This window comes from Oceanimonas marisflavi, assembly GCF_003049725.1.
GTDB lineage: Bacteria > Pseudomonadota > Gammaproteobacteria > Enterobacterales > Aeromonadaceae > Oceanimonas > Oceanimonas marisflavi.
On sequence record NZ_QAGM01000006.1, the window covers coordinates 91,253 to 108,248 of the forward strand.

Here is a 16,996-nt window from a genome sequence, read left to right on the forward strand (position 1 = left end):
TTCGAGAAGCAGACACGATGATAAGACTTTGCATTTTATCCGGTGCCTTGCTCCTGGCTGGCTGCCAGGCGGTATCGACCGATTCGGCGCGCCAGACCCAGGGTCTCCAGAAGGGTGCCGAAGAGCAGAAAAGCCAGCCGCAGAACGCCAAAGCCAGGGACTATACCGTGCTCAGGGCCGCCGGCCGCGACAGCCGCCATTCGTCCGATGAAAGCCCGCGACAGCGCCAGACCGAAGCCCGCGAGCAGGAACAGCAGGATCTGTGGCAGGCCATCGCCGACGACATGAAGCTGGATATTCCGGCCAATCACCCCAGGGTGGTGGCTCAGCGCAAGTGGTACCTGAAACAACCCAACTACATGCGCTCCGTCACCGAACGCGCCAGACCGTTTCTCTATCTCATCAAGGAAGAGATAGAAAAACGGGACATGCCGATGGAGCTGGCCCTGCTGCCGGTGGTGGAAAGTACCTTTAATCCCAAGGCCTATTCCCACGGCCATGCCGCCGGTCTGTGGCAGATGCTGCACGGCACCGGCAAGAACTTTGGTCTGCATTACGACAGCTGGTACGACGGCCGTTACGACATCATGGCCTCTACCCGGGCGGCGCTCGACTATCTGGAGTATCTGCACAAGTTCTTTGACGGCAACTGGACCCACGCCCTGGCCGCCTATAACTCGGGCGAAGGCCGGGTGCAGCGCGCCATTCGCGCCAACCGTCGCCAGGGCAAGGCCACCGACTACTGGTCGCTGTCACTGCCCAAGGAAACCCAGAACTATGTGCCCAAGCTGATGGCGCTGGCCGATATTCTCAAGCGTTCCGATCATTACGGCATGGACGTGCCCGCCCTGCCCAATCGTCCCCAGGTGGCGGCGGTTGAAGTGGAAGGCCAGGTGGATCTGAACATGGCGGCGGATCTGGCCGGCGTCAGTCGCAGCCAGCTCAAGGCGCTGAATCCGGCCTACAAGCACACGTCCACCTCGCCGCTGATCGCTGCGGAGATCCTGGTGCCGGTGCGCCATGCCGAGACCTTTGAACTGGCCATGGCCGATCTGCCCGCCGAAGAGCGCATGAATTACCAGCGCTACCGGGTCAAGGGCGGCGACAGCCTGGGCGTGATCGCCCGCCGTTACGGCACTCAGGTGGTGGCGTTGAAACAGGCCAACAACCTGCGCGGCAACACCATTCGCATTGGTCAGACCCTGCTGGTGCCCTCGGTAACCACGCCGGCTCCTTCACGCACCAGCGGCGATCAAAACATCTATCGCGTGCAGGCCGGCGATTCGCTGTCGGTGATAGCCAGCCGCTTCAGCGTGAGCATTGCCGATCTGCTGCGCTGGAACCAGCTGAGCAACAAGCACATGCTGCGTGCCGGACAGCAGCTGATTGTGGCCGCCAATGCCGGCTGATGTGTGAGTGTTCAATAGCAAAGGGAGCCTTAAGGCTCCCTTTTTGTTTTATTCTGCCTGTGTCTGTCCGGGTTTAACCGCGCGCGGACGGCCATTTTCGTCAATGGCCACATACACAAACTCGGCCCCGGCCACCGGGTAACGGGGGCCGCTTTCCGGGGTCAGTACCGGCTTGACCCAGACTTCCACCTTGATGGTAATGGAAGTGCGCCCCACCCTGACCAGCTCGCCATAACAGCAAACAACATCGCCTACCTGCACCGGACGGGCAAACACCATTTTCTCAACGGCCACGGTGCATACCCGGCCAAGGGCAATTTCGTTGGCCAGCAGGCTGCCACCCAGATCCATCTGCGACATGATCCAGCCACCAAAGATATCACCGTTGGCATTGGTGTCGGCCGGCATGGCCATGGTGCGCAGCAGCAGGTCTCCCCTGGGGTTTTGTGGTTCGCTCATGTTTTCTCTTACTCTTGTGTCGCACTGAAAGCCGGCATCATAGTCCGCCCCGTTTTCCCTCGCAATTATCGCTTAGTTTGACGGCTTGCGCTGTCCCAGCCACTGAAACCAGTCGGTCACGGTATAGTCCATATTCAGCCAGCGGCAAAGGGCGCTGCCGTCTATGGTCTTGCCCTCGCCGCCGCCGGTAAATTCGGGTGGCGGCAGTGACTGCAGCCGGGCGGCTTCACCGTAGAAATCGTGCCGGCTGGGGTGGTGAGGCGCACTGACGTTTAGCACGGCGGGCCAGTCACTGCGTTCCAGTATGGCGGGCAGAAAGCGCAGCAAATCATCCAGCGCCACCAGGTTGACCGGCTCGTCACCGCCGTCAAAGCGCTTGCCCGACAGAAACCGGCCCGGCTCCCGGTTGCCGCCCACCAGCCCCGACAACCGCAGGATAAGTACGCTACGAGCGCCACAGGCCTGCACCGCCCGCTCGGCAGCCAGCATGCGCTCGCCCCGGGGGCCGTCGGGGGCGGCGTCGGCTTCGGTTTTAACTCCCATACCACTGTAAACCGAGGTGGCGCTGGTGAAGATCACCCGTTGTATGCCGCCGGCCACCGCCAGCCGCGCCAGGTTCCCGAGCGTGGCCGGGTAGTCATTCACCTTGCCCGGCGGCACGCACAGCACCAGGGTGTGGGCGCGCAGCCGCTCGGGCCAGTGTGCCGGCAGCGGGGCATTGAAGTCCCAACACTCGGCGTGAAGGCCGGCATCGTTCAGCCGGGCCACCTTTTCCGGATCCCGGCTGGTGCCGGCCACCCGCCAGCCCCGCGCAAGCAGGGTGTGAGCCAACGGCTCTCCCAGCCAGCCCAGCCCCAGAATGGCGATACTGTGTTCAGTAGACATAAGCCAGCTCTCCCGGAGTGATAAAGGTCTTTTTATGCCCCAGCATATCCTGATAGATCACCGAATAAGCCAGCACGTTCTGCACATACCCCCGGGTTTCCCGGTAGGGAATATTTTCCACCCACACATCCAGCGGACGGCTGCCGCTTTCCGCCAGCCAGCGGTTGATTCGTCCCGGGCCGGCATTGTAGGCGGCAATGGCCGGGATCCGGTTACCCTGATAACGCTCCAGCAGCTCCTTGAAGTAGCTGGCGCCGAGCTGCACATTGATTTCGGGCACATATACGTCATTACTGTGGCGATAGCCGCTGATGCCATGCTTGCGCGCCGTCTCCCGGGCGGTGGCCGGCATCAGCTGCATCAGGCCGCCGGCGCCCACCGGTGAGCGGGCCTGCTCATAGAAGGCGCTTTCCTGACGGGCAATGGCAAACAGGGTGGACTCGTCCAGATTGAGTTTGCGGGCCTGTCCACGAAACACATTTCTGTATACCACCGGGAAGCGCAGCTCCAGCTGATCCCAGGCCCTGGCGCTGATGCTGGCCAGCACCGATTTGTCGTACCAGCCCCGTTCCAGCGCCAGGGCGCCCAGCGCCAGCTGCTCGTCCTTGCTGACCTTGCCCAGCAGGTGATACCACTCACTGCGGGCCGATCCCTTGTTGCCCAGGGCCAGCCATTCCGCCACCCGGGCCAGTGCCGGCCAGCGGGTAACCGCCTGCCGCCACTCCGGTGCCGGCGGCGGCGCCTGCCGGTTCAGGGAAAACGGCCGCTGGCTGCGCTGGGCCGCGAGAAAGCCGTAATAATCCCGCTCGCCGGCGGCCCTGGCCCAGGCGGCATCCGCCGCTTTCTGATTGCCATTGTGCTCCAGCGCCCGGCCCCGCCAGTATTGCCAGCGGCTGTTGTTCTGCTCGTCGGCGGGCAGCCGGTCCAGCCAGTCGTTCAGATGAGCCCAGTCCTGCTCCCAGATGGCCAGCCGGGCCCGCAGTTCAAACAGGGCATCGCTGCCCACCTCGGGCAAACGCTGATCAAGCCAGCGGCGGTATTCCTGCGTGCGGTTATACATCAGCCGGCGGGCCAGGCTGCGCTCTACTTCGGCCACCTGCAAGGACGTCAGCCCGGGCTGACGCTGATAACGGGAATAAAGTCGCATGGCCAGTTGCGGATTGCGGTCGGCCAGCCGCACCAGGGCAACGGCCATGGCCGCCCGGTGACGCTGGTCCGCGTGTTCAAAACGGGCAGTGTCGGCAAGCAGCGCCGGATCCTTGTCCAGCGCCAGCAGCAGCTCGCCGGCGGCCCGGGAAGAGGGCGCCAGCATCTCCGACAGGTATTTGATCAGGCCGCTCTGTCCGGTTTCATAGGCCAGCAACATGCGCTGCCATACGTGCTCGTTGCTGCGCCCGCCCACGCTCTGCCAGGCTTCAAACAGGGGATCACAGATATTGGGCCGGGACTGGCCCGACAGCCACAACCGCTCGGCGCCCTTGATGGCCCCGGTCCGGTCACCGGTGGCCCACCTGGCCCGGTAGTGAGCGCACTGCAGCTCTGTGCTGTTGGGCAGCTCGGGATACAGGGCCAGAAATTCGCGCCAGCGCTGCTCCCGGGCCAGCCTGAACAGGTAAAGCCGCTCCAGCCGGTCGGCCAGCAGGGAATCGTTATAACGGCTGACAAAGCCCTCCACGTCTCTGGTGCTGATGTGGTCAAGCCGATCGGCCAGATAACGATAATCCAGATAGGGCACCAGCGGATAGGCGTCGAGGCCCTGCCGCAGCTGCCGGTATTCATTCGTTTTGCCCTGCTCCAGAGCCTGCTCTGCCTGGCGGTATTGATCTCTGAGTGGCGACGCCTGGGCAGCCAGCCCCAGGGTCAGTAATAACACGCCCAATCCAACCCGTTTAAACACCCTGGTCTCTCCCGCGACACTGTAGTGAAGCTATCGTAAGAAATGGCGGCAGGGCTGCCAATGGGTGAACATAAATTCTTTTGGCGGACAAGACAGAGAGAGTCGTTAAGCTCCATTTTCGCCGTCTGGCTCACACTTCCCTTCCATATGGGCGGCACCGCCATGATTACTTGATCCAGCTCACAAAACCATTTTACCAAGGGGTTAATCTGAAACCGTAAAGCAGAGACAACAATCAAGGGGGTTCCTTATGTCCATTGCCATTACCAGCCATGTTATCGACATCACTCCCGCCATTCGTGAACGGATTGAAAGTCGTTTTGAAAAGCTGAACCGGCGCCAGATTGCGCTGATCACCCCCCATGTGGTTATTCAGAAGGAAGGCCTGAACTATCAGGTGGAAGCCAGTGCCGGCGTGCCCGGTGAAACCCTGTTCGCCCAGGCGGAAGACGAGAACCTCTATGCCGCCATCAATGATCTGGGCCACAAGCTGGAACGTCAGCTGACCCGCTACGCGGAAAAACCCCTGGCCCAGCGTGCCCAGGCCACCCAACCGGTGGTGGAAGAAGAAGAGAGCTAAGCGTACTTCCCCCGGCCGCGGTCTGTCCGCGGCCTTTACTATTCCCCCTTCCCTGCTCCCTATTCCCTGCCCAGTTCCCCGTTATTTCCCCAAATTTCCAGAAAGATCTTGCCAGCTCCGCCACTTTTCAGTATTCCTATGGATTGCGTTACTCAAGAGCCGTAAAAAGTATGCCCGTTCAGCCGTTTTTCTTTCGCTTCTTTTTTGCATCCTGACACCGGGAGGCAGCTGTCTGGCGAAAAACAAGCGAAAGACGAACAGCCAAGCCTCCCACCGGGAGGCTTTTTTATTGACGCGCAGTCTGGCGAGGAAGGAAGCCCTATTCATGAATCTGGACGACATTAGAAGCAAGATCACCCGCCTGGACCGGGAGTTGCTGAGCCTGCTGGCCCAGCGCAAGGCCCTGAGCCTGGACGTGGCCCGCTCCAAACTGGAAAACCCGCGCCCCATTCGGGATCAGGAGCGGGAGCAGGCGCTGCTGGTAGAGCTGGTTAACCAGGGCCGTCAGCTTGGCCTGGACGCCCATTTTGTCACCCGCATTTTCCACACCATTATCGAAGATTCGGTGCTGTCCCAGCAGGCGCTGCTGCAGGACCTGCTCAACCCCCAGGACAGTGTGCCCGCCATCAGCGTGGCCTTTCTCGGGCTCAAGGGCTCCTACTCCAACATGGCGGCACGCAAATACCTGTCCCGTTTTCAGGCGCCGCTGGTGGAGCACAACTGCGATACCTTTCAGCAAATCTTCGACACCGTGGAGTCGGGCCAGGCCCAGTACGGCATTCTGCCCATCGAGAACACCAGCTCCGGCTCCATTAACGACGTGTTCGATCTGATGCAGCACACCAGCCTGTCCATTGTCGGCGAGCTGACCCAGCCCATTGAACACTGCCTGCTGGTGGCCACCGACACCAGTGTGGAGCAGATCAAGACCCTGTACACCCACTCCCAGCCCTATCAACAATGCTCCCAGTATCTGAGCCGGCTGGGCGAGCTGGAGGTGAAGTTCTGCGCCGCATCCTCCAACGCCATGGAGCAGGTCGCCAGACTGAACCGCCCCGATGTGGCGGCACTGGGCAGCGCCGACGGCGGCGAGCTGCACGGACTGACTCCGCTGGTGGAAGGCCTGGCCAACCAGAAGCAGAACATGACCCGCTTTATCGTGGTGGCGCGCAAGCCCATCGAGGTGGCGGAGCAGATCCCCGCCAAGACCAGCTTTATCATGTCCACCGGTCAGCAGAGCGGCGCCCTGGTGGAAGCCTTGCTGGTGCTGCGCAGCCATGGCATTACCATGACCAAGCTGGAGTCGCGCCCCATTATCGGTAACCCCTGGGAAGAGATGTTCTATGTGGATGTGGCCGCCAACGTCAACAGCGAGGACATGCAGGCGGCCATGAAAGAGCTGGGCCGCATTACCCGCTTTATCAAGGTGCTGGGCTGCTACCCCAGCGCCGAAGTGGCGCCCACCCGCATTCCGGCCCGGCTGCTGAGCCAGGCCGGTGAACGCAGCGAGCCGGTGCGCTACAGCCGTCATTACAAGGCCGACAATACTCAGGTGCAGGTAGGCCCCTTTATTCTGGGGGGCGAGGAGCCGCTGCTGATTGCCGAGCTGCACGACTTTACCGACGAAGCCCGGCTGCAGGAAACCGCCCGCCGGGTGAAGGAGCAGGGCGCCCAGGTGCTGGCGGCAAACTGTTTTGATGGCGTCGACACCGAGCAGGGGATGGCCCGGCTGAAACAGCTGCGCGCCACCGCCGCCCGCTTTGATCTGGCCGCCATGACCCGGGTCACCAGCGCCGGACAGGTGCACCGGGCCGCCGAGTCGGTGGATCTGCTGTTGCTGGAGGCTGACGCCGCCGGTAACGAGGAGCTGCTCAGCGCCGCCGGCCGCTGTACCCGCCCGCTGCTGCTGGAGCTGGCCGACGAGCCCGAACACAGCCTGAGCCTGGCCCAGCGCATTCTGCAGCAGGGCAATCAGCAGCTGGCGCTGCTGGACACCCAGGCACTGCCCCTGGCCCGGCTGCTGGATTTAAGCAGCCAGACGCATTTGCCTCTGGTCAGCCGGCTCGGTGGCGATGCCAGCACCCTGCCCCGTCTGGGCGAAGCGCTGAATGCCGCCGGCGTCAGCGGCTTCTGCCTGGATGTGAGCGATGACGACAGCGCCCTTGGGCAGCTGGCCCACAGCCTCTATCGCGGCTGATCCGGCCAACGGCCAAACGCAAAAGCCCGGCCAGATGGCCGGGCTTTTGCTTTCCGTCATTCCCGTGAAAACGGGAATCCATGCAGCTGTAGCTGCCGCTTTAGCCGGCAGGGCCTGCAAAGCAGGCCATCAACACCGGCTGCGCCGCTGTGCGCCAACTAAAGTGGCGCCTACCACTACGAAGCCTGATTAAAGCCTGTTCAGTCTGCGTGGTGGCGGCTGTCGTTGGCCTGGGCCAGCAGCAGCCGGCTCTCCTTAAGGAAAGTGTCGGCATAATCACCGAAAAATTCGCTTACGGTTTCAAACTGGCGTACAAAGGCGTCGCGCTCGCCGCTTTCCAGCTGTTCCAGCAGGTCGCCAAAACGACGGTGATAGCGGCGGATCATCGCCAGATTGCGGGGCGAAGACAAAATAATGTCGGCATACAGGCCCGGATCCTGGGCGAACAGCCGCCCCACCATGGCCAGCTCCAGCCGGTAGATGGGCGAGCTCAGCCGCAGCAGCTTGGCCAGATCGGCTCCTTCGGCGCACAGATGAGCACCGTAGGCAAAGCTGGTGAAGTGACGCAGGGCCTGCACCAGGCTCATGGCCTCGTCGTGCTCTTCGGCGGGCACCGCCTGCAGCCGGGCGCCCCAGATACGGATCTGCGCCAGCAGCCATTCATACTGTTCGGCGCCACGGCCATCACAGTGAATAATGACCTGCTTGGCCAGGCTGGAGACGTCGGGACCGAACATGGGGTGCAGCCCCAGAACCGGGCCGGTGTGTACCCTGAGCATGGCCGCCAGCGGCTCGCTCTTGACGCTGGTCAGGTCCACCAGCAGGCAGTGCTCGGGCAGCGCCGGCAGCTGCTCGATCACGGCAACGGTCTGATCGATGGGCACGGCAACCATCACCAGGCCGGCATCGGCCAGCAGGCGGTCGGCCTTGTCCCAGTCGTCCTTTTCCAGTACTTCGACGGCGTAGCCGGACAGGGTCAGCAGGTGAGCAAACAGGCCACCCAGCTGGCCGCCCCCGCCAATCACCACCGCCTTGCCCAGATCAGGGTTAACGCACTTGAAGCCGGTATCCTTTTCACTGGCGTATGACTCGCGCATAAAGCGGCGCAGCACGTCTTCAATCAGATCCGGCGGCACGCCTTTGGCTTCGGCCTCGGCGCGGCGGCTGGCCAGCATGGCCGCTTCCCGGTCGGGGGCGTAAATGGGCACGCCGTTACGGCTTTTGACTTCGCCCACGCCGGCCACCAGCTTCAGCCGTCTGGCAAACAGCTCCACCAGCTGCTGATCGACTTCATCGATTTGATCCCGCAGGACCTTGAGTTCATCTACCATTGGTTCCATCCCAGAATTAAGGCGCCGGACTCAAAGGCCCGGCGCCACATCATTATGCCTGTTCAAGGCCAGAGCTGACAAATCGCCGCCTCAGGCCACCCGGGCCTTGAGCGCCGCCGACAGTTGCTTGTGGCAGCGTTCCAGCAGCTCGGCGGTGGTGTCCCAGCCAATGCAGGCATCGGTGATGGACACACCGTACTGCATGTCGCCGACCGGCTGCTCGCTGGACTGGTTGCCCTCGAACAGGTGAGATTCCAGCATGATGCCCAGAATGGACTGGTTGCCTTCCTGGATCTGATGCACCACGTTTTCGGTCACCAGGGGTTGCAGACTGTAGTCCTTGTTGGAGTTGCCGTGGCTGCAGTCCACCACCAGGCGCGGGGCCAGGCCGGCGGCGGTCATGGCCTTCTCGGCCAGGGCAATATTGACCGAGTCGTAGTTGGGGTGTTTGCCGCCGCGCAGGATCACATGGCCGTCGGGGTTGCCCTGAGTCACCAGCAACGCCACCTGGCCCTCCTGGTTGATGCCCATAAAGGCATGGGGCTCGGCCGCCGCCTTCATGGCGTTGATGGCGGTGCCCAGATTGCCGTCGGTGCCGTTCTTGAAGCCCACCGGCATCGACAGGCCCGAGGCCATTTCCCGGTGAGTCTGGGATTCGGTGGTGCGGGCGCCGATGGCCGACCAGGAAAACAGCTCGGCCAGGTATTGCGGGCTGATGGGATCCAGTGCCTCGGTGGCCAGGGGCAGCTCCAGCTCGGCCAGCCAGCACAGCAGCTCGCGAGCCTTGTGCAGACCGAGTTCAATGTCAAAGCTGCCGTCCAGGTGAGGATCGTTGATAAAGCCTTTCCATCCCACGGTGGTGCGCGGCTTCTCGAAATAGACGCGCATTACGATATAAAGGCTGTCGCTGTATTCATCATGCAGTTTTTTGAGGCGGGTTGCGTACTCTTTGGCTGCGTCGATGTCATGAATGGAGCAGGGGCCACAAATTACCAGCAGACGGTGATCCTTGCGGTGAACAATATCGGAAATGGTCTGGCGGGCCTGGCCGATGTAATCCAGTGCCTTTTGCGAGATCGGCAGCTTGGCCTTGAGCTCGGCCGGGGTGATCATCACCTTTTCGGACTGAATGTGAATATTGTTCAATGTGTCTTTCTGCATGATGACATCCTCACTGTAAACTTATAATTACAACCAAATAAAAAGAAAGAGCCACCTATGTTTGACTTATGACCATTTCTCTTTTACGCAACCACCTTCACCTTATCAAGGCTGAGCAGGCTTGCAAAGCCCGGTATGCAGCAAATAACGGTAATTTTGGAGAATGCCGCTTTAATGTGCAGAAATGGGCTGCGAGCGGGTCGAATATATAATGAGAATAAACAAGGAGCCTGCACGTGCAAATGAGCGAACATGACTACCGGGAGCTGGTGGTCGCCCTGCGGCGTATTCTGGATCACTACGGGGTGGATTACCGGCGAAGCCCGCCGTCCTATAACTACGATACCCTCTACGATCACCAGTGCCGCTTGATTCTGGACGAGATGGCCGACAGCTGGCAGCAGCATTACGGCTACCGCCCCAGCCCGGGCGCCATGCAGAAGGCGCTGTTTGCCGCCGAGCACAGCCGCCGTTTTTCCCCGCCCTGGTACAAGCGCTGGTGGCAACGGCTGCGCCGCCGGAATTAACGTAAGGGGTGAGGTGTTAGGGGGTATCCTCTCCCCTCACCCTTCACTCCTCACGGAAATCATCCGTCTATTTCGTCCATAAAGGCGTCGAGCTCCTCTTCCGAGGCGGGCTCGAATTCCTTGCCGATCTTGGTGTCCTGATACTGCAGATACAGATCCTTGGTCAGGCCGTAAGGGTCGAGGGAGTTGTCGATAATGGCTTCCCGGTCGATCAGCTCGCTGCGCTGATAGAGACCGTCCATCACCCACTTGCCGGTGCGCATGGCAAAGGTCATCACATCGTAGGGAAAATACAGGCTGTCCACCATGTCGCCGGAGAGCTGGCGCAGGGTGGTGGGGCCCATCAAGGGGATCATCAGGAACGGGCCGTCGCCCACCCCCATCTGCCCCAGCACCTGGCTGAAGTCCTTGGATTTGGGCTCGAACGACATGCGGCGGGCCACGTCAAAGTAACCCAGCACGCCGACCGTGCTGTTGACGCCAAAACGCACCAGGTTGGTACCGGCACCGGGAATGTCTCCGGTGACCAGGTGGTTAACGAAGCTGGCCGGCTCTTCCAGGTTGAGCACCACATTCTGAATGCCCACCCGCACCGGGCGGGGCACATAGTCGGCATAGGCATGAGCCGCCGGGCGCACCACGTAGGGATCCACCACATCGTAATTGATCACCCAGCTGACCCGGTTGACCGGCTCAAACGGGTCACGGGGGTCCGCCGCGGTGGACTGGGCGTAGTCCGCCGGTACCACGGGTGAAAAGGGATCGCTGACCCGTTCCTGCTCCACTCCCTGGTGTGCCGCGCAGCCGGTCAACACCACACCGGCTACGGGCATCAGCACTCGATGCCACATCATCAGTTGTTCTGCTTTTTGTTATTAAAAATCCAAGTGTACTGGCCGCTGTCCATGGCGGCCAGCCGTAATTTACAGAGGTGTGTCGATCAGCACACTCAGCTGGCGATCCTCGTCGGTAGTCAGCACTCCACTGCGGCCTTCCCAGGCATCGGTGGCGTCGCCGACATTGCCGCTCGGGGCGATGCGCGCCTTGATGATCACCGCGTCACGGCTGCTGAGGTTGTTGTCGGGCACCATGGCATCGGCGTTGGTCAGGGTGATGGTCATGGGAAAGGCCGGCTGCTCGATGCGCCGGGCCACCAGCGGCATGTCACCACCGTTGGCATCCACGGCAAACACAAACAGCACGGCGCCCGGGTGATAAGGCACCGAGCTGGCGGCATTGATCTCCACCTGATAACGGGGGCCGGTGACCGGCGCCTGCTCGCTGCCGGACAGCTGCTGCTCGGCAAAGGCAATGGAGCGCTGCACCATGGCATAGCGCGGATTGTCGGTGGGCATGATCTCCAGCATTTGCTGCCAGCGGGCAATGGCCAGGCTGAAATCATTTTGCTGCAGCGCCATAAAGGCAAATACCGACCAGGCTTCCAGGTTGCCCGGCTGGCGGGTCAGCACATCCCGCACCAGCTGCTCGGCGCGCAGGCTTTCGCCGGTCATGGCCAGGGCTTCGGCGTAGGGCACCCGTACCGTATCGGGCTCGTCGGTCAGCTTCATCGCCTTTTCCAGCGCATCCCGGGCGGTTTCGCCGTCACGCAGCTCCAGCGCCAGCCGGCCCAGCAACAGCCAGCCCCGGTAGTCGTCGCCGTCCTGATGCAGCCGGGTACGCAGTGCCAGCATCAGCTCGCGCACGTCCTGATCGGTCACGGTTTCGTCGGGCTGAATAAGCACATGACGGGACAGCTCGGGCAGCTCGGCCGCCACCCGCTGCCATTCGGCCACCTGGCGGTGAGCGCCCAGCTGCCAGTAAACGCCAAAACTCACCACCACAATCAACGCCAGCGCCGAGATCAGCACCAGCGGGCTGCGGCCACGACGGGCAACGGGCTCGTCGCTGACCACGTCATCCAGCAGGCTTTTCTGCAGCTCCTGCTGCAGCACCTCGTCGTCTTCCAGCAGGCCCTGTTCGCTGTCCTGCTCCAGCTCTTTCAGACGCTGGCGATAAAGCCGGGTGTTGAGTTCGTTACGGCTTTGGCTCGACTCGGCCCGACCACGGGTCAGGGGCAGAATAATGATCAGTGCCAGCAGCGCCACCAGGGCGGCACAAAGGATCCAGAATAGGGTCATTTCAGCTCTCTTTGTTCTTGTTCAGCAGGCGATTGAGGCGTTGTTTTTCCTCGTCGCTGAGGGCCTCACCGGCGGTTGCCACCGGTTTTTTGCGGGTACGCACCAGCACCACAATGACGCCGATCACCAGCACCAGCACCGGGCCGGCCCAGAGGATCAGGGTTGAGGCCATAACGGGCGGCTTGTAGAGAATAAAGTTGCCGTAGCGGGCCACCATATAGTCGACCACCTCGCTCTTGCTGCTGCCAGCTTGCAGCATTTGATAGGTCTTTTCCCGCAGGTCTTTTGCCAGCTCCGCATTGGAGTCGGCAATATCCTGGTTCTGACACTTGGGGCAGCGCAGCTCCCGCAGCAGCTCGCGGAACACTTCTTCCTGCTTTGGGTCGTCAAATTCGTATACATCGATGGCCGCCTGGGCCAGGGGAAGCCACAACAGGGTGGCCAGCATCAGCACGCGCAGCATGACTTACTCCATTTGCTCGAAAATGGGTTTGAGGGTCTGCTCCCACACCTGAGCATTCACATCCCCCACATGGCGGTAGCGAATAACCCCCTGGCTGTCGATAAGAAAGGTCTCGGGCGCGCCGTACACGCCCAGATCCAGTCCCAGCATGCCACGGGGATCGTAGAGATCGATGGCATAGGGGTTGCCCAGGTTGCTGAGCCAGCGCAGCGCCTTGTCCCGCTCGTCCTTGTAGTTCATGCCGATAATGTAAACACCCTCTTTGGCTTTCAGCTCGTTGAGGTATTCATGCTCGGCATAGCAGGTGGGACACCAGGTGGCCCACACGTTCAGCAGCATGGGCTGGCCGGTAAAAATGGCCTTGTCGTGCTGCTTGCCCGGGTCGTGCAGATCCTGCAGGGTGAACTCGGGGATGGGCTGATCGATCAGCACCGACTCCAGTTTGGTGGGGTCGGAAAACAACCCCTTGTACAGAAATACACTGGCCGCCAGAAACAGCACCAGCGGAATGGACAGGATCAGAATACGGCGGTTCATTGAGCCTCCTGTTGCTTGCGGCCAAAACGGTAACGCTTGTCGGCAATGGCAATGACACCACCGATACCCATCAGCAGGGCGCCAAACCAGATCCAGCGTACAAAGGGCTTGTAGTACAGCCGGACCGCCCAGGCGCCGTCGTCCAGCTCTTCACCCAGAGCAGCGTAGAGATCCCGGGTGAAGCCGGCGTCGATGGCGGCCTCGGTCATGGACATGCGCTGCACCAGATACATGCGTTTCTCGGCCCTGAGCTCGGTCAGCGGCCGGCCGTTTTTGGCCACACTGATCACCCCTTTAAAACCGTCATAGTTGGGGCCGTCGGCCTCGCGAATGCCGTCAAAGGTAAAGGTGTAATCGGCAAAGGTCACGGTGTCGCCCTTGCTCATGCGCACGTCCCGCTCAATGCTGTAGAGCTGGGTGCAGCTCACACCGATGATGGTCACCGCCAGACCAATGTGCCCAAGAATCATGGCCCAGTGGCTGTTGCCCAGCTTGCGCACCCCGGTCATAAAGGCGTGGCGATGGGTGGCCCGGGTCCAGGTTTCCTGCAGGCTGGTAATGGCGATAAACACACCCAGACCTATGCCTACGGCCGCCCAGGGCTCGAAGTGATCGGAAAACAGCACCGGCAGGCCAATGCCCAGGGCAATACTCAGCACCAGCGCCAGCAGCAGCTTGCCGTTCACTTCCTTCATCGGCTGCCGGCGCCAGCGGAACAGCGGCCCGGCGCCCAGCAGCAGGGCAAAGGGAATGATCAGCCAGGCATACAGGCTGTTGAAGAAGGGGGCACCTATGCTGATGCTGCCCAGTCCCAGCTCCTTGTGTACCAGCGGCAGCAGGGTGCCGATCAGCACCACCACCAGGCCGGCCATCAGCACGATATTGTTGCCCAGCAGCAGGCTTTCCCGGCTGGCCAGCTCATGCTTGCCGTGGCTGCGCACCTCGGCGCCCTTGATGGCATACAGCAGCAGGGATGAGCCCACCACCAGCAACAGGAAGATCAGCACAAACAGACCCCGGGTGGGATCGGAGGCAAAGGCGTGTACCGACACCAGTACCCCGGAGCGTACCAGGAAGGTACCCAGCAGGCTCAGGGAGAACGCCAGTATCGCCAGCAACACGGTCCAGGCCTTGAAGCTGGCCCGCTTTTCGGTCACCGCCAGGGAGTGGATCAGCGCCGTGCCCGCCAGCCAGGGCATAAAGGAAGCGTTTTCCACCGGGTCCCAGAACCACCAGCCGCCCCAGCCCAGCTCGTAATAGGCCCACCAGGAGCCCAGGGCGATACCCAGGGTGAGGAAGATCCAGGCGGCCATGGTCCAGGGCCGGGACCAGCGGGCCCAGGCAGCGTCCAGCTTGCCGGTCATCAGCGAGGCGATGGCAAAGGCAAAGGCCACCGAAAAGCCCACATAGCCCATATAGAGCATGGGCGGGTGGAAAATCAGCCCCGGATCCTGCAGCAGCGGGTTCAGATCCCGGCCGTCCACCGGAAAATACGGCAGGGTGCGCTCAAAGGGGTTGGAGGTAAACAGCACAAACAGCAAAAAGCCGATGGCGATCATGCCCATCACACTCAGTACCCGGGCCACCGCATCCAGCGGCAGCGCCCGGCTGAAGCGGGCCACGGCGGCGGTCCAGCCGGCCAGGATCAGCACCCACAGCAGCAGTGAGCCTTCGTGGGCGCCCCATACCGCCGAAATACGATAGGCCAGGGGCAGCAGGCTGTTGGAGTTGGACGCCACATAGAGCACGGTAAAGTCGTGCTCCACAAAGGCCCAGGTCAGACACAGAAAGGAAATGAACAGAAAGCCGAACTGGGCATAGGCCAGGGGCCGGGCCAGCAGCATCATGGACGTATTGCCGCGGGTCGCTCCCAGCAGCGGATAAATGCTCAGCACCAGGGCACTGGCCAGCGCCAGCACCAGGGTGAATTGACCAAGCTCGGGGATCATAGGTTGCTGCCCTTCAGCTGTGCCTCCGTGTATTCGGGTTTAAAGTGCTCCATTCCCTTGAGCGCTTCCGCCACCTCCGGTGGCATGTATTCTTCGTCGTGCTTGGCCAGTACCTCAAAGGCGTCTATGGTGCGGGCATCCGCCAGGGTCCCCTGGGCCACTATGCCCTGCCCTTCCCGGAACAGATCGGGCAGAATGCCGTCAAACCGTACCGTCACCTGCTCACCGCCGGCATCCACCAGACCGAAGCTCACCTTCAGGCTCTGCTGATCCCGGGACACAGAGCCCGGCACCACCAGGCCACCGATGCGCAGGCGCTGGCCTACTTCCGGCTTGAGATGATCCTCGCCCTTGCCCTGCACCAGCTCGGTGGGGGTATAGAAGAGGTCGATATTCTGCTGCAGCGCATAGAGCACCAGCCCGGTCATCACCGACAGCCCGGCCACCACGGCCAGCAACAGGGTCATTCGCTTTTTACGTCTGGGGTTCATAACGTATTCTCCAACTTGCGGGCAGCCTCGCGTCGGGCGGCCCGGGCCTGTTTTTGGCTAACCTCGCGCAGCAAGCGTTTTTTTGTTGTTATGGTGGCCACCACCAGCCCGAGCAGGGCCAGCAGGGTCACGGCAAAGGACAGCCAGACATAAAAGCCATAACCACCCATGGCCAGAAAGTCAGACCAGCTATCAAATTTCATTCTGTTTCTCCGCCATCTTAAGCACCCAGGGACGATGGGACTCGCGCCGGATCAGCTCATTGCGCAGCCGCATCAGGGTGACCGCACCCAAAAAGCAGATAAAGGCAAAAATCATGATCAGCAGCGGCCAGAGCATGTCGTTGGAAATGGACGGCTTGGCAAACTTAGTGATGGTGGCGCCCTGATGCAGGGTGTTCCACCACTCTACCGAATAGTGAATGATGGGCAGGTTGATCACTCCCACCAGCGCCAGAATGCCGGCGGCGCGGCCCGCCAGCACCTTGTCGGAAATGGCGTTATAGAGGGCGATAACGCCAAGATAAAGGAACAGCAGAATAAGCTCCGAAGTCAGGCGGGCATCCCATACCCACCAGGTGCCCCACATGGGCTTGCCCCAGGCGGCGCCGGTAAACAGGGCGATAAAGGTAAATACCGCGCCCACCGGGGCAATGGCCGACACCGCCATGTCGGCGGTTTTGATCTGCCACACCAGGCCGATAAAGGCGGCGATGGCCATGGAGGAGTAGGCCCCCATCGACATGATGGCCGCAGGCACATGAATATAGATGATGCGAAAGGCGTCACCCTGCTGATAGTCGGCGGGCGCAAACGCCAGCCCCCAGGCCAGTCCTGTTACAAAGGAAACCGCGCTGAACACGGCAAACCAGGGCAGCCACAGGCCGGCAATTCGGTAGGCTTCTTCCGACCTGGCGTAAGGGTGTAACCATTTCCACATCTTGCTCAAAGACCTTTTGTATACTACGCATTT

At 61.4% G+C, this 16,996-nt stretch carries 16 protein-coding genes, 1 pseudogene and 1 other annotated feature; of the genes and pseudogenes, 4 read left to right on the plus strand and 13 right to left on the minus strand.

The annotated features are described in order from the left end of the window. Positions 1–17: 17 nt before the first annotated feature. Positions 18–1,409 carry a LysM peptidoglycan-binding domain-containing protein gene (locus DA373_RS05730; RefSeq protein ID WP_107851374.1) on the plus strand — a complete coding sequence of 464 codons (1,392 nt, stop codon included), beginning with the start codon at positions 18–20 and terminating at the stop codon, positions 1,407–1,409. A gap of 48 nt (positions 1,410–1,457) precedes the next feature. Here the strand turns inward: DA373_RS05730 and yciA are convergent, their stop codons facing one another. The 3 genes from yciA to DA373_RS05745 form a co-directional block, all read right to left on the minus strand. Further along, the gene (gene yciA, locus DA373_RS05735) at positions 1,458–1,868 is read right to left on the minus strand and encodes an acyl-CoA thioester hydrolase YciA (RefSeq protein WP_107851375.1); all 411 of its coding nucleotides are present in this window, start codon (positions 1,866–1,868) and stop codon (positions 1,458–1,460) included. A 72-nt stretch (positions 1,869–1,940) separates the two neighbouring features. Then, entirely contained in the window at positions 1,941–2,753 is an 813-nt protein-coding gene (locus DA373_RS05740) for an NAD(P)-binding domain-containing protein (RefSeq protein WP_107851376.1), read from the minus strand. Beyond that, positions 2,743–4,626: a transglycosylase SLT domain-containing protein gene (locus tag DA373_RS05745; RefSeq protein WP_232821202.1), complete on the minus strand. Its 1,884-nt coding sequence runs from the start codon at positions 4,624–4,626 to the stop codon at positions 2,743–2,745. The genes DA373_RS05740 and DA373_RS05745 overlap by 11 nt, the downstream gene beginning before the upstream one ends. Before the next feature lie 274 nt (positions 4,627–4,900). Here DA373_RS05745 and hpf point away from each other — a divergent pair, with 274 nt between their 5' ends. Further along, entirely contained in the window at positions 4,901–5,230 is a 330-nt protein-coding gene (gene hpf / locus DA373_RS05750; RefSeq protein WP_107851378.1) for a ribosome hibernation-promoting factor, HPF/YfiA family, read from the plus strand. A 169-nt stretch (positions 5,231–5,399) separates the two neighbouring features. Continuing rightward, positions 5,400–5,521, plus strand: a sequence feature (Phe leader region). Between the two features lie 34 nt (positions 5,522–5,555). Beyond that, a pseudogene (locus tag DA373_RS16425) lies at positions 5,556–6,716 on the plus strand (chorismate mutase); the annotation flags it as partial. A gap of 911 nt (positions 6,717–7,627) precedes the next feature. Here the strand turns inward: DA373_RS16425 and tyrA are convergent. Further along, entirely contained in the window at positions 7,628–8,758 is a 1,131-nt protein-coding gene (gene tyrA / locus DA373_RS05760; protein ID WP_107851380.1) for a bifunctional chorismate mutase/prephenate dehydrogenase, read from the minus strand. A gap of 90 nt (positions 8,759–8,848) precedes the next feature. Further along, positions 8,849–9,919, minus strand: coding sequence for a 3-deoxy-7-phosphoheptulonate synthase (locus DA373_RS05765; RefSeq protein WP_107851381.1), 1,071 nt, complete (start codon positions 9,917–9,919; stop codon positions 8,849–8,851). Between the two features lie 242 nt (positions 9,920–10,161). On the opposite strand from DA373_RS05765, the gene DA373_RS05770 reads away from it, so the two are divergent. Then, a complete protein-coding gene (locus tag DA373_RS05770) occupies positions 10,162–10,446 on the plus strand; it encodes a hypothetical protein (protein ID WP_107851382.1) in 285 nt (94 codons plus the stop codon). A gap of 59 nt (positions 10,447–10,505) precedes the next feature. Here DA373_RS05770 and DA373_RS05775 read toward each other — a convergent pair whose 3' ends face one another. The 8 genes from DA373_RS05775 to DA373_RS05810 form a co-directional block, all read right to left on the minus strand. Continuing rightward, positions 10,506–11,297 carry an MlaA family lipoprotein gene (locus DA373_RS05775; protein WP_198650250.1) on the minus strand — a complete coding sequence of 264 codons (792 nt, stop codon included), beginning with the start codon at positions 11,295–11,297 and terminating at the stop codon, positions 10,506–10,508. 72 nt (positions 11,298–11,369) lie between these two features. Then, positions 11,370–12,584 carry a c-type cytochrome biogenesis protein CcmI gene (gene ccmI, locus DA373_RS05780; protein ID WP_107851384.1) on the minus strand — a complete coding sequence of 405 codons (1,215 nt, stop codon included), beginning with the start codon at positions 12,582–12,584 and terminating at the stop codon, positions 11,370–11,372. Between the two features lies 1 nt (position 12,585). Then, on the minus strand, positions 12,586–13,047 hold the full coding sequence (locus tag DA373_RS05785) for a cytochrome c-type biogenesis protein (protein ID WP_232821203.1): 462 nt from the start codon (positions 13,045–13,047) through the stop codon (positions 12,586–12,588). Between the two features lie 3 nt (positions 13,048–13,050). Next, a complete protein-coding gene (locus DA373_RS05790) occupies positions 13,051–13,584 on the minus strand; it encodes a DsbE family thiol:disulfide interchange protein (RefSeq protein WP_107851385.1) in 534 nt (177 codons plus the stop codon). Then, positions 13,581–15,533, minus strand: a complete 1,953-nt coding sequence (locus tag DA373_RS05795) for a heme lyase CcmF/NrfE family subunit (protein ID WP_107851386.1) — start codon at positions 15,531–15,533, stop codon at positions 13,581–13,583. Before DA373_RS05795 ends, DA373_RS05790 begins: the two co-directional genes overlap by 4 nt. Continuing rightward, on the minus strand, positions 15,530–16,024 hold the full coding sequence (gene ccmE, locus DA373_RS05800; protein WP_107851387.1) for a cytochrome c maturation protein CcmE: 495 nt from the start codon (positions 16,022–16,024) through the stop codon (positions 15,530–15,532). Before ccmE ends, DA373_RS05795 begins: the two co-directional genes overlap by 4 nt. Next, positions 16,021–16,227: a heme exporter protein CcmD gene (gene ccmD, locus DA373_RS05805; protein WP_107851388.1), complete on the minus strand. Its 207-nt coding sequence runs from the start codon at positions 16,225–16,227 to the stop codon at positions 16,021–16,023. Before ccmD ends, ccmE begins: the two co-directional genes overlap by 4 nt. Next, positions 16,217–16,963, minus strand: coding sequence for a heme ABC transporter permease (locus tag DA373_RS05810; RefSeq protein WP_107851389.1), 747 nt, complete (start codon positions 16,961–16,963; stop codon positions 16,217–16,219). The genes ccmD and DA373_RS05810 overlap by 11 nt, the downstream gene beginning before the upstream one ends. Positions 16,964–16,996: the final 33 nt, after the last annotated feature.

What these genes read in the sequence shown, in the direction of transcription:
- DA373_RS05770 (WP_107851382.1), top strand. Translation starts at nt 10,162, where the DNA reads ATGAGCGAACATGACTACCGGGAGCTGGTGGTCGCCCTGCGGCGTATT.
- DA373_RS05810 (WP_107851389.1), bottom strand. Translation starts at nt 16,963, where the DNA reads ATGTGGAAATGGTTACACCCTTACGCCAGGTCGGAAGAAGCCTACCGA.
- ccmE (WP_107851387.1), bottom strand. Translation starts at nt 16,024, where the DNA reads ATGAACCCCAGACGTAAAAAGCGAATGACCCTGTTGCTGGCCGTGGTG.
- DA373_RS05785 (WP_232821203.1), bottom strand. Translation starts at nt 13,047, where the DNA reads ATGCTGCGCGTGCTGATGCTGGCCACCCTGTTGTGGCTTCCCCTGGCC.
- ccmI (WP_107851384.1), bottom strand. Translation starts at nt 12,584, where the DNA reads ATGACCCTATTCTGGATCCTTTGTGCCGCCCTGGTGGCGCTGCTGGCA.
- DA373_RS05795 (WP_107851386.1), bottom strand. Translation starts at nt 15,533, where the DNA reads ATGATCCCCGAGCTTGGTCAATTCACCCTGGTGCTGGCGCTGGCCAGT.
- hpf (WP_107851378.1), top strand. Translation starts at nt 4,901, where the DNA reads ATGTCCATTGCCATTACCAGCCATGTTATCGACATCACTCCCGCCATT.
- ccmD (WP_107851388.1), bottom strand. Translation starts at nt 16,227, where the DNA reads ATGAAATTTGATAGCTGGTCTGACTTTCTGGCCATGGGTGGTTATGGC.
- DA373_RS05740 (WP_107851376.1), bottom strand. Translation starts at nt 2,753, where the DNA reads ATGTCTACTGAACACAGTATCGCCATTCTGGGGCTGGGCTGGCTGGGA.
- DA373_RS05790 (WP_107851385.1), bottom strand. Translation starts at nt 13,584, where the DNA reads ATGAACCGCCGTATTCTGATCCTGTCCATTCCGCTGGTGCTGTTTCTG.
- tyrA (WP_107851380.1), bottom strand. Translation starts at nt 8,758, where the DNA reads ATGGTAGATGAACTCAAGGTCCTGCGGGATCAAATCGATGAAGTCGAT.
- DA373_RS05730 (WP_107851374.1), top strand. Translation starts at nt 18, where the DNA reads ATGATAAGACTTTGCATTTTATCCGGTGCCTTGCTCCTGGCTGGCTGC.
- yciA (WP_107851375.1), bottom strand. Translation starts at nt 1,868, where the DNA reads ATGAGCGAACCACAAAACCCCAGGGGAGACCTGCTGCTGCGCACCATG.
- DA373_RS05775 (WP_198650250.1), bottom strand. Translation starts at nt 11,297, where the DNA reads ATGTGGCATCGAGTGCTGATGCCCGTAGCCGGTGTGGTGTTGACCGGC.
- DA373_RS05765 (WP_107851381.1), bottom strand. Translation starts at nt 9,919, where the DNA reads ATGCAGAAAGACACATTGAACAATATTCACATTCAGTCCGAAAAGGTG.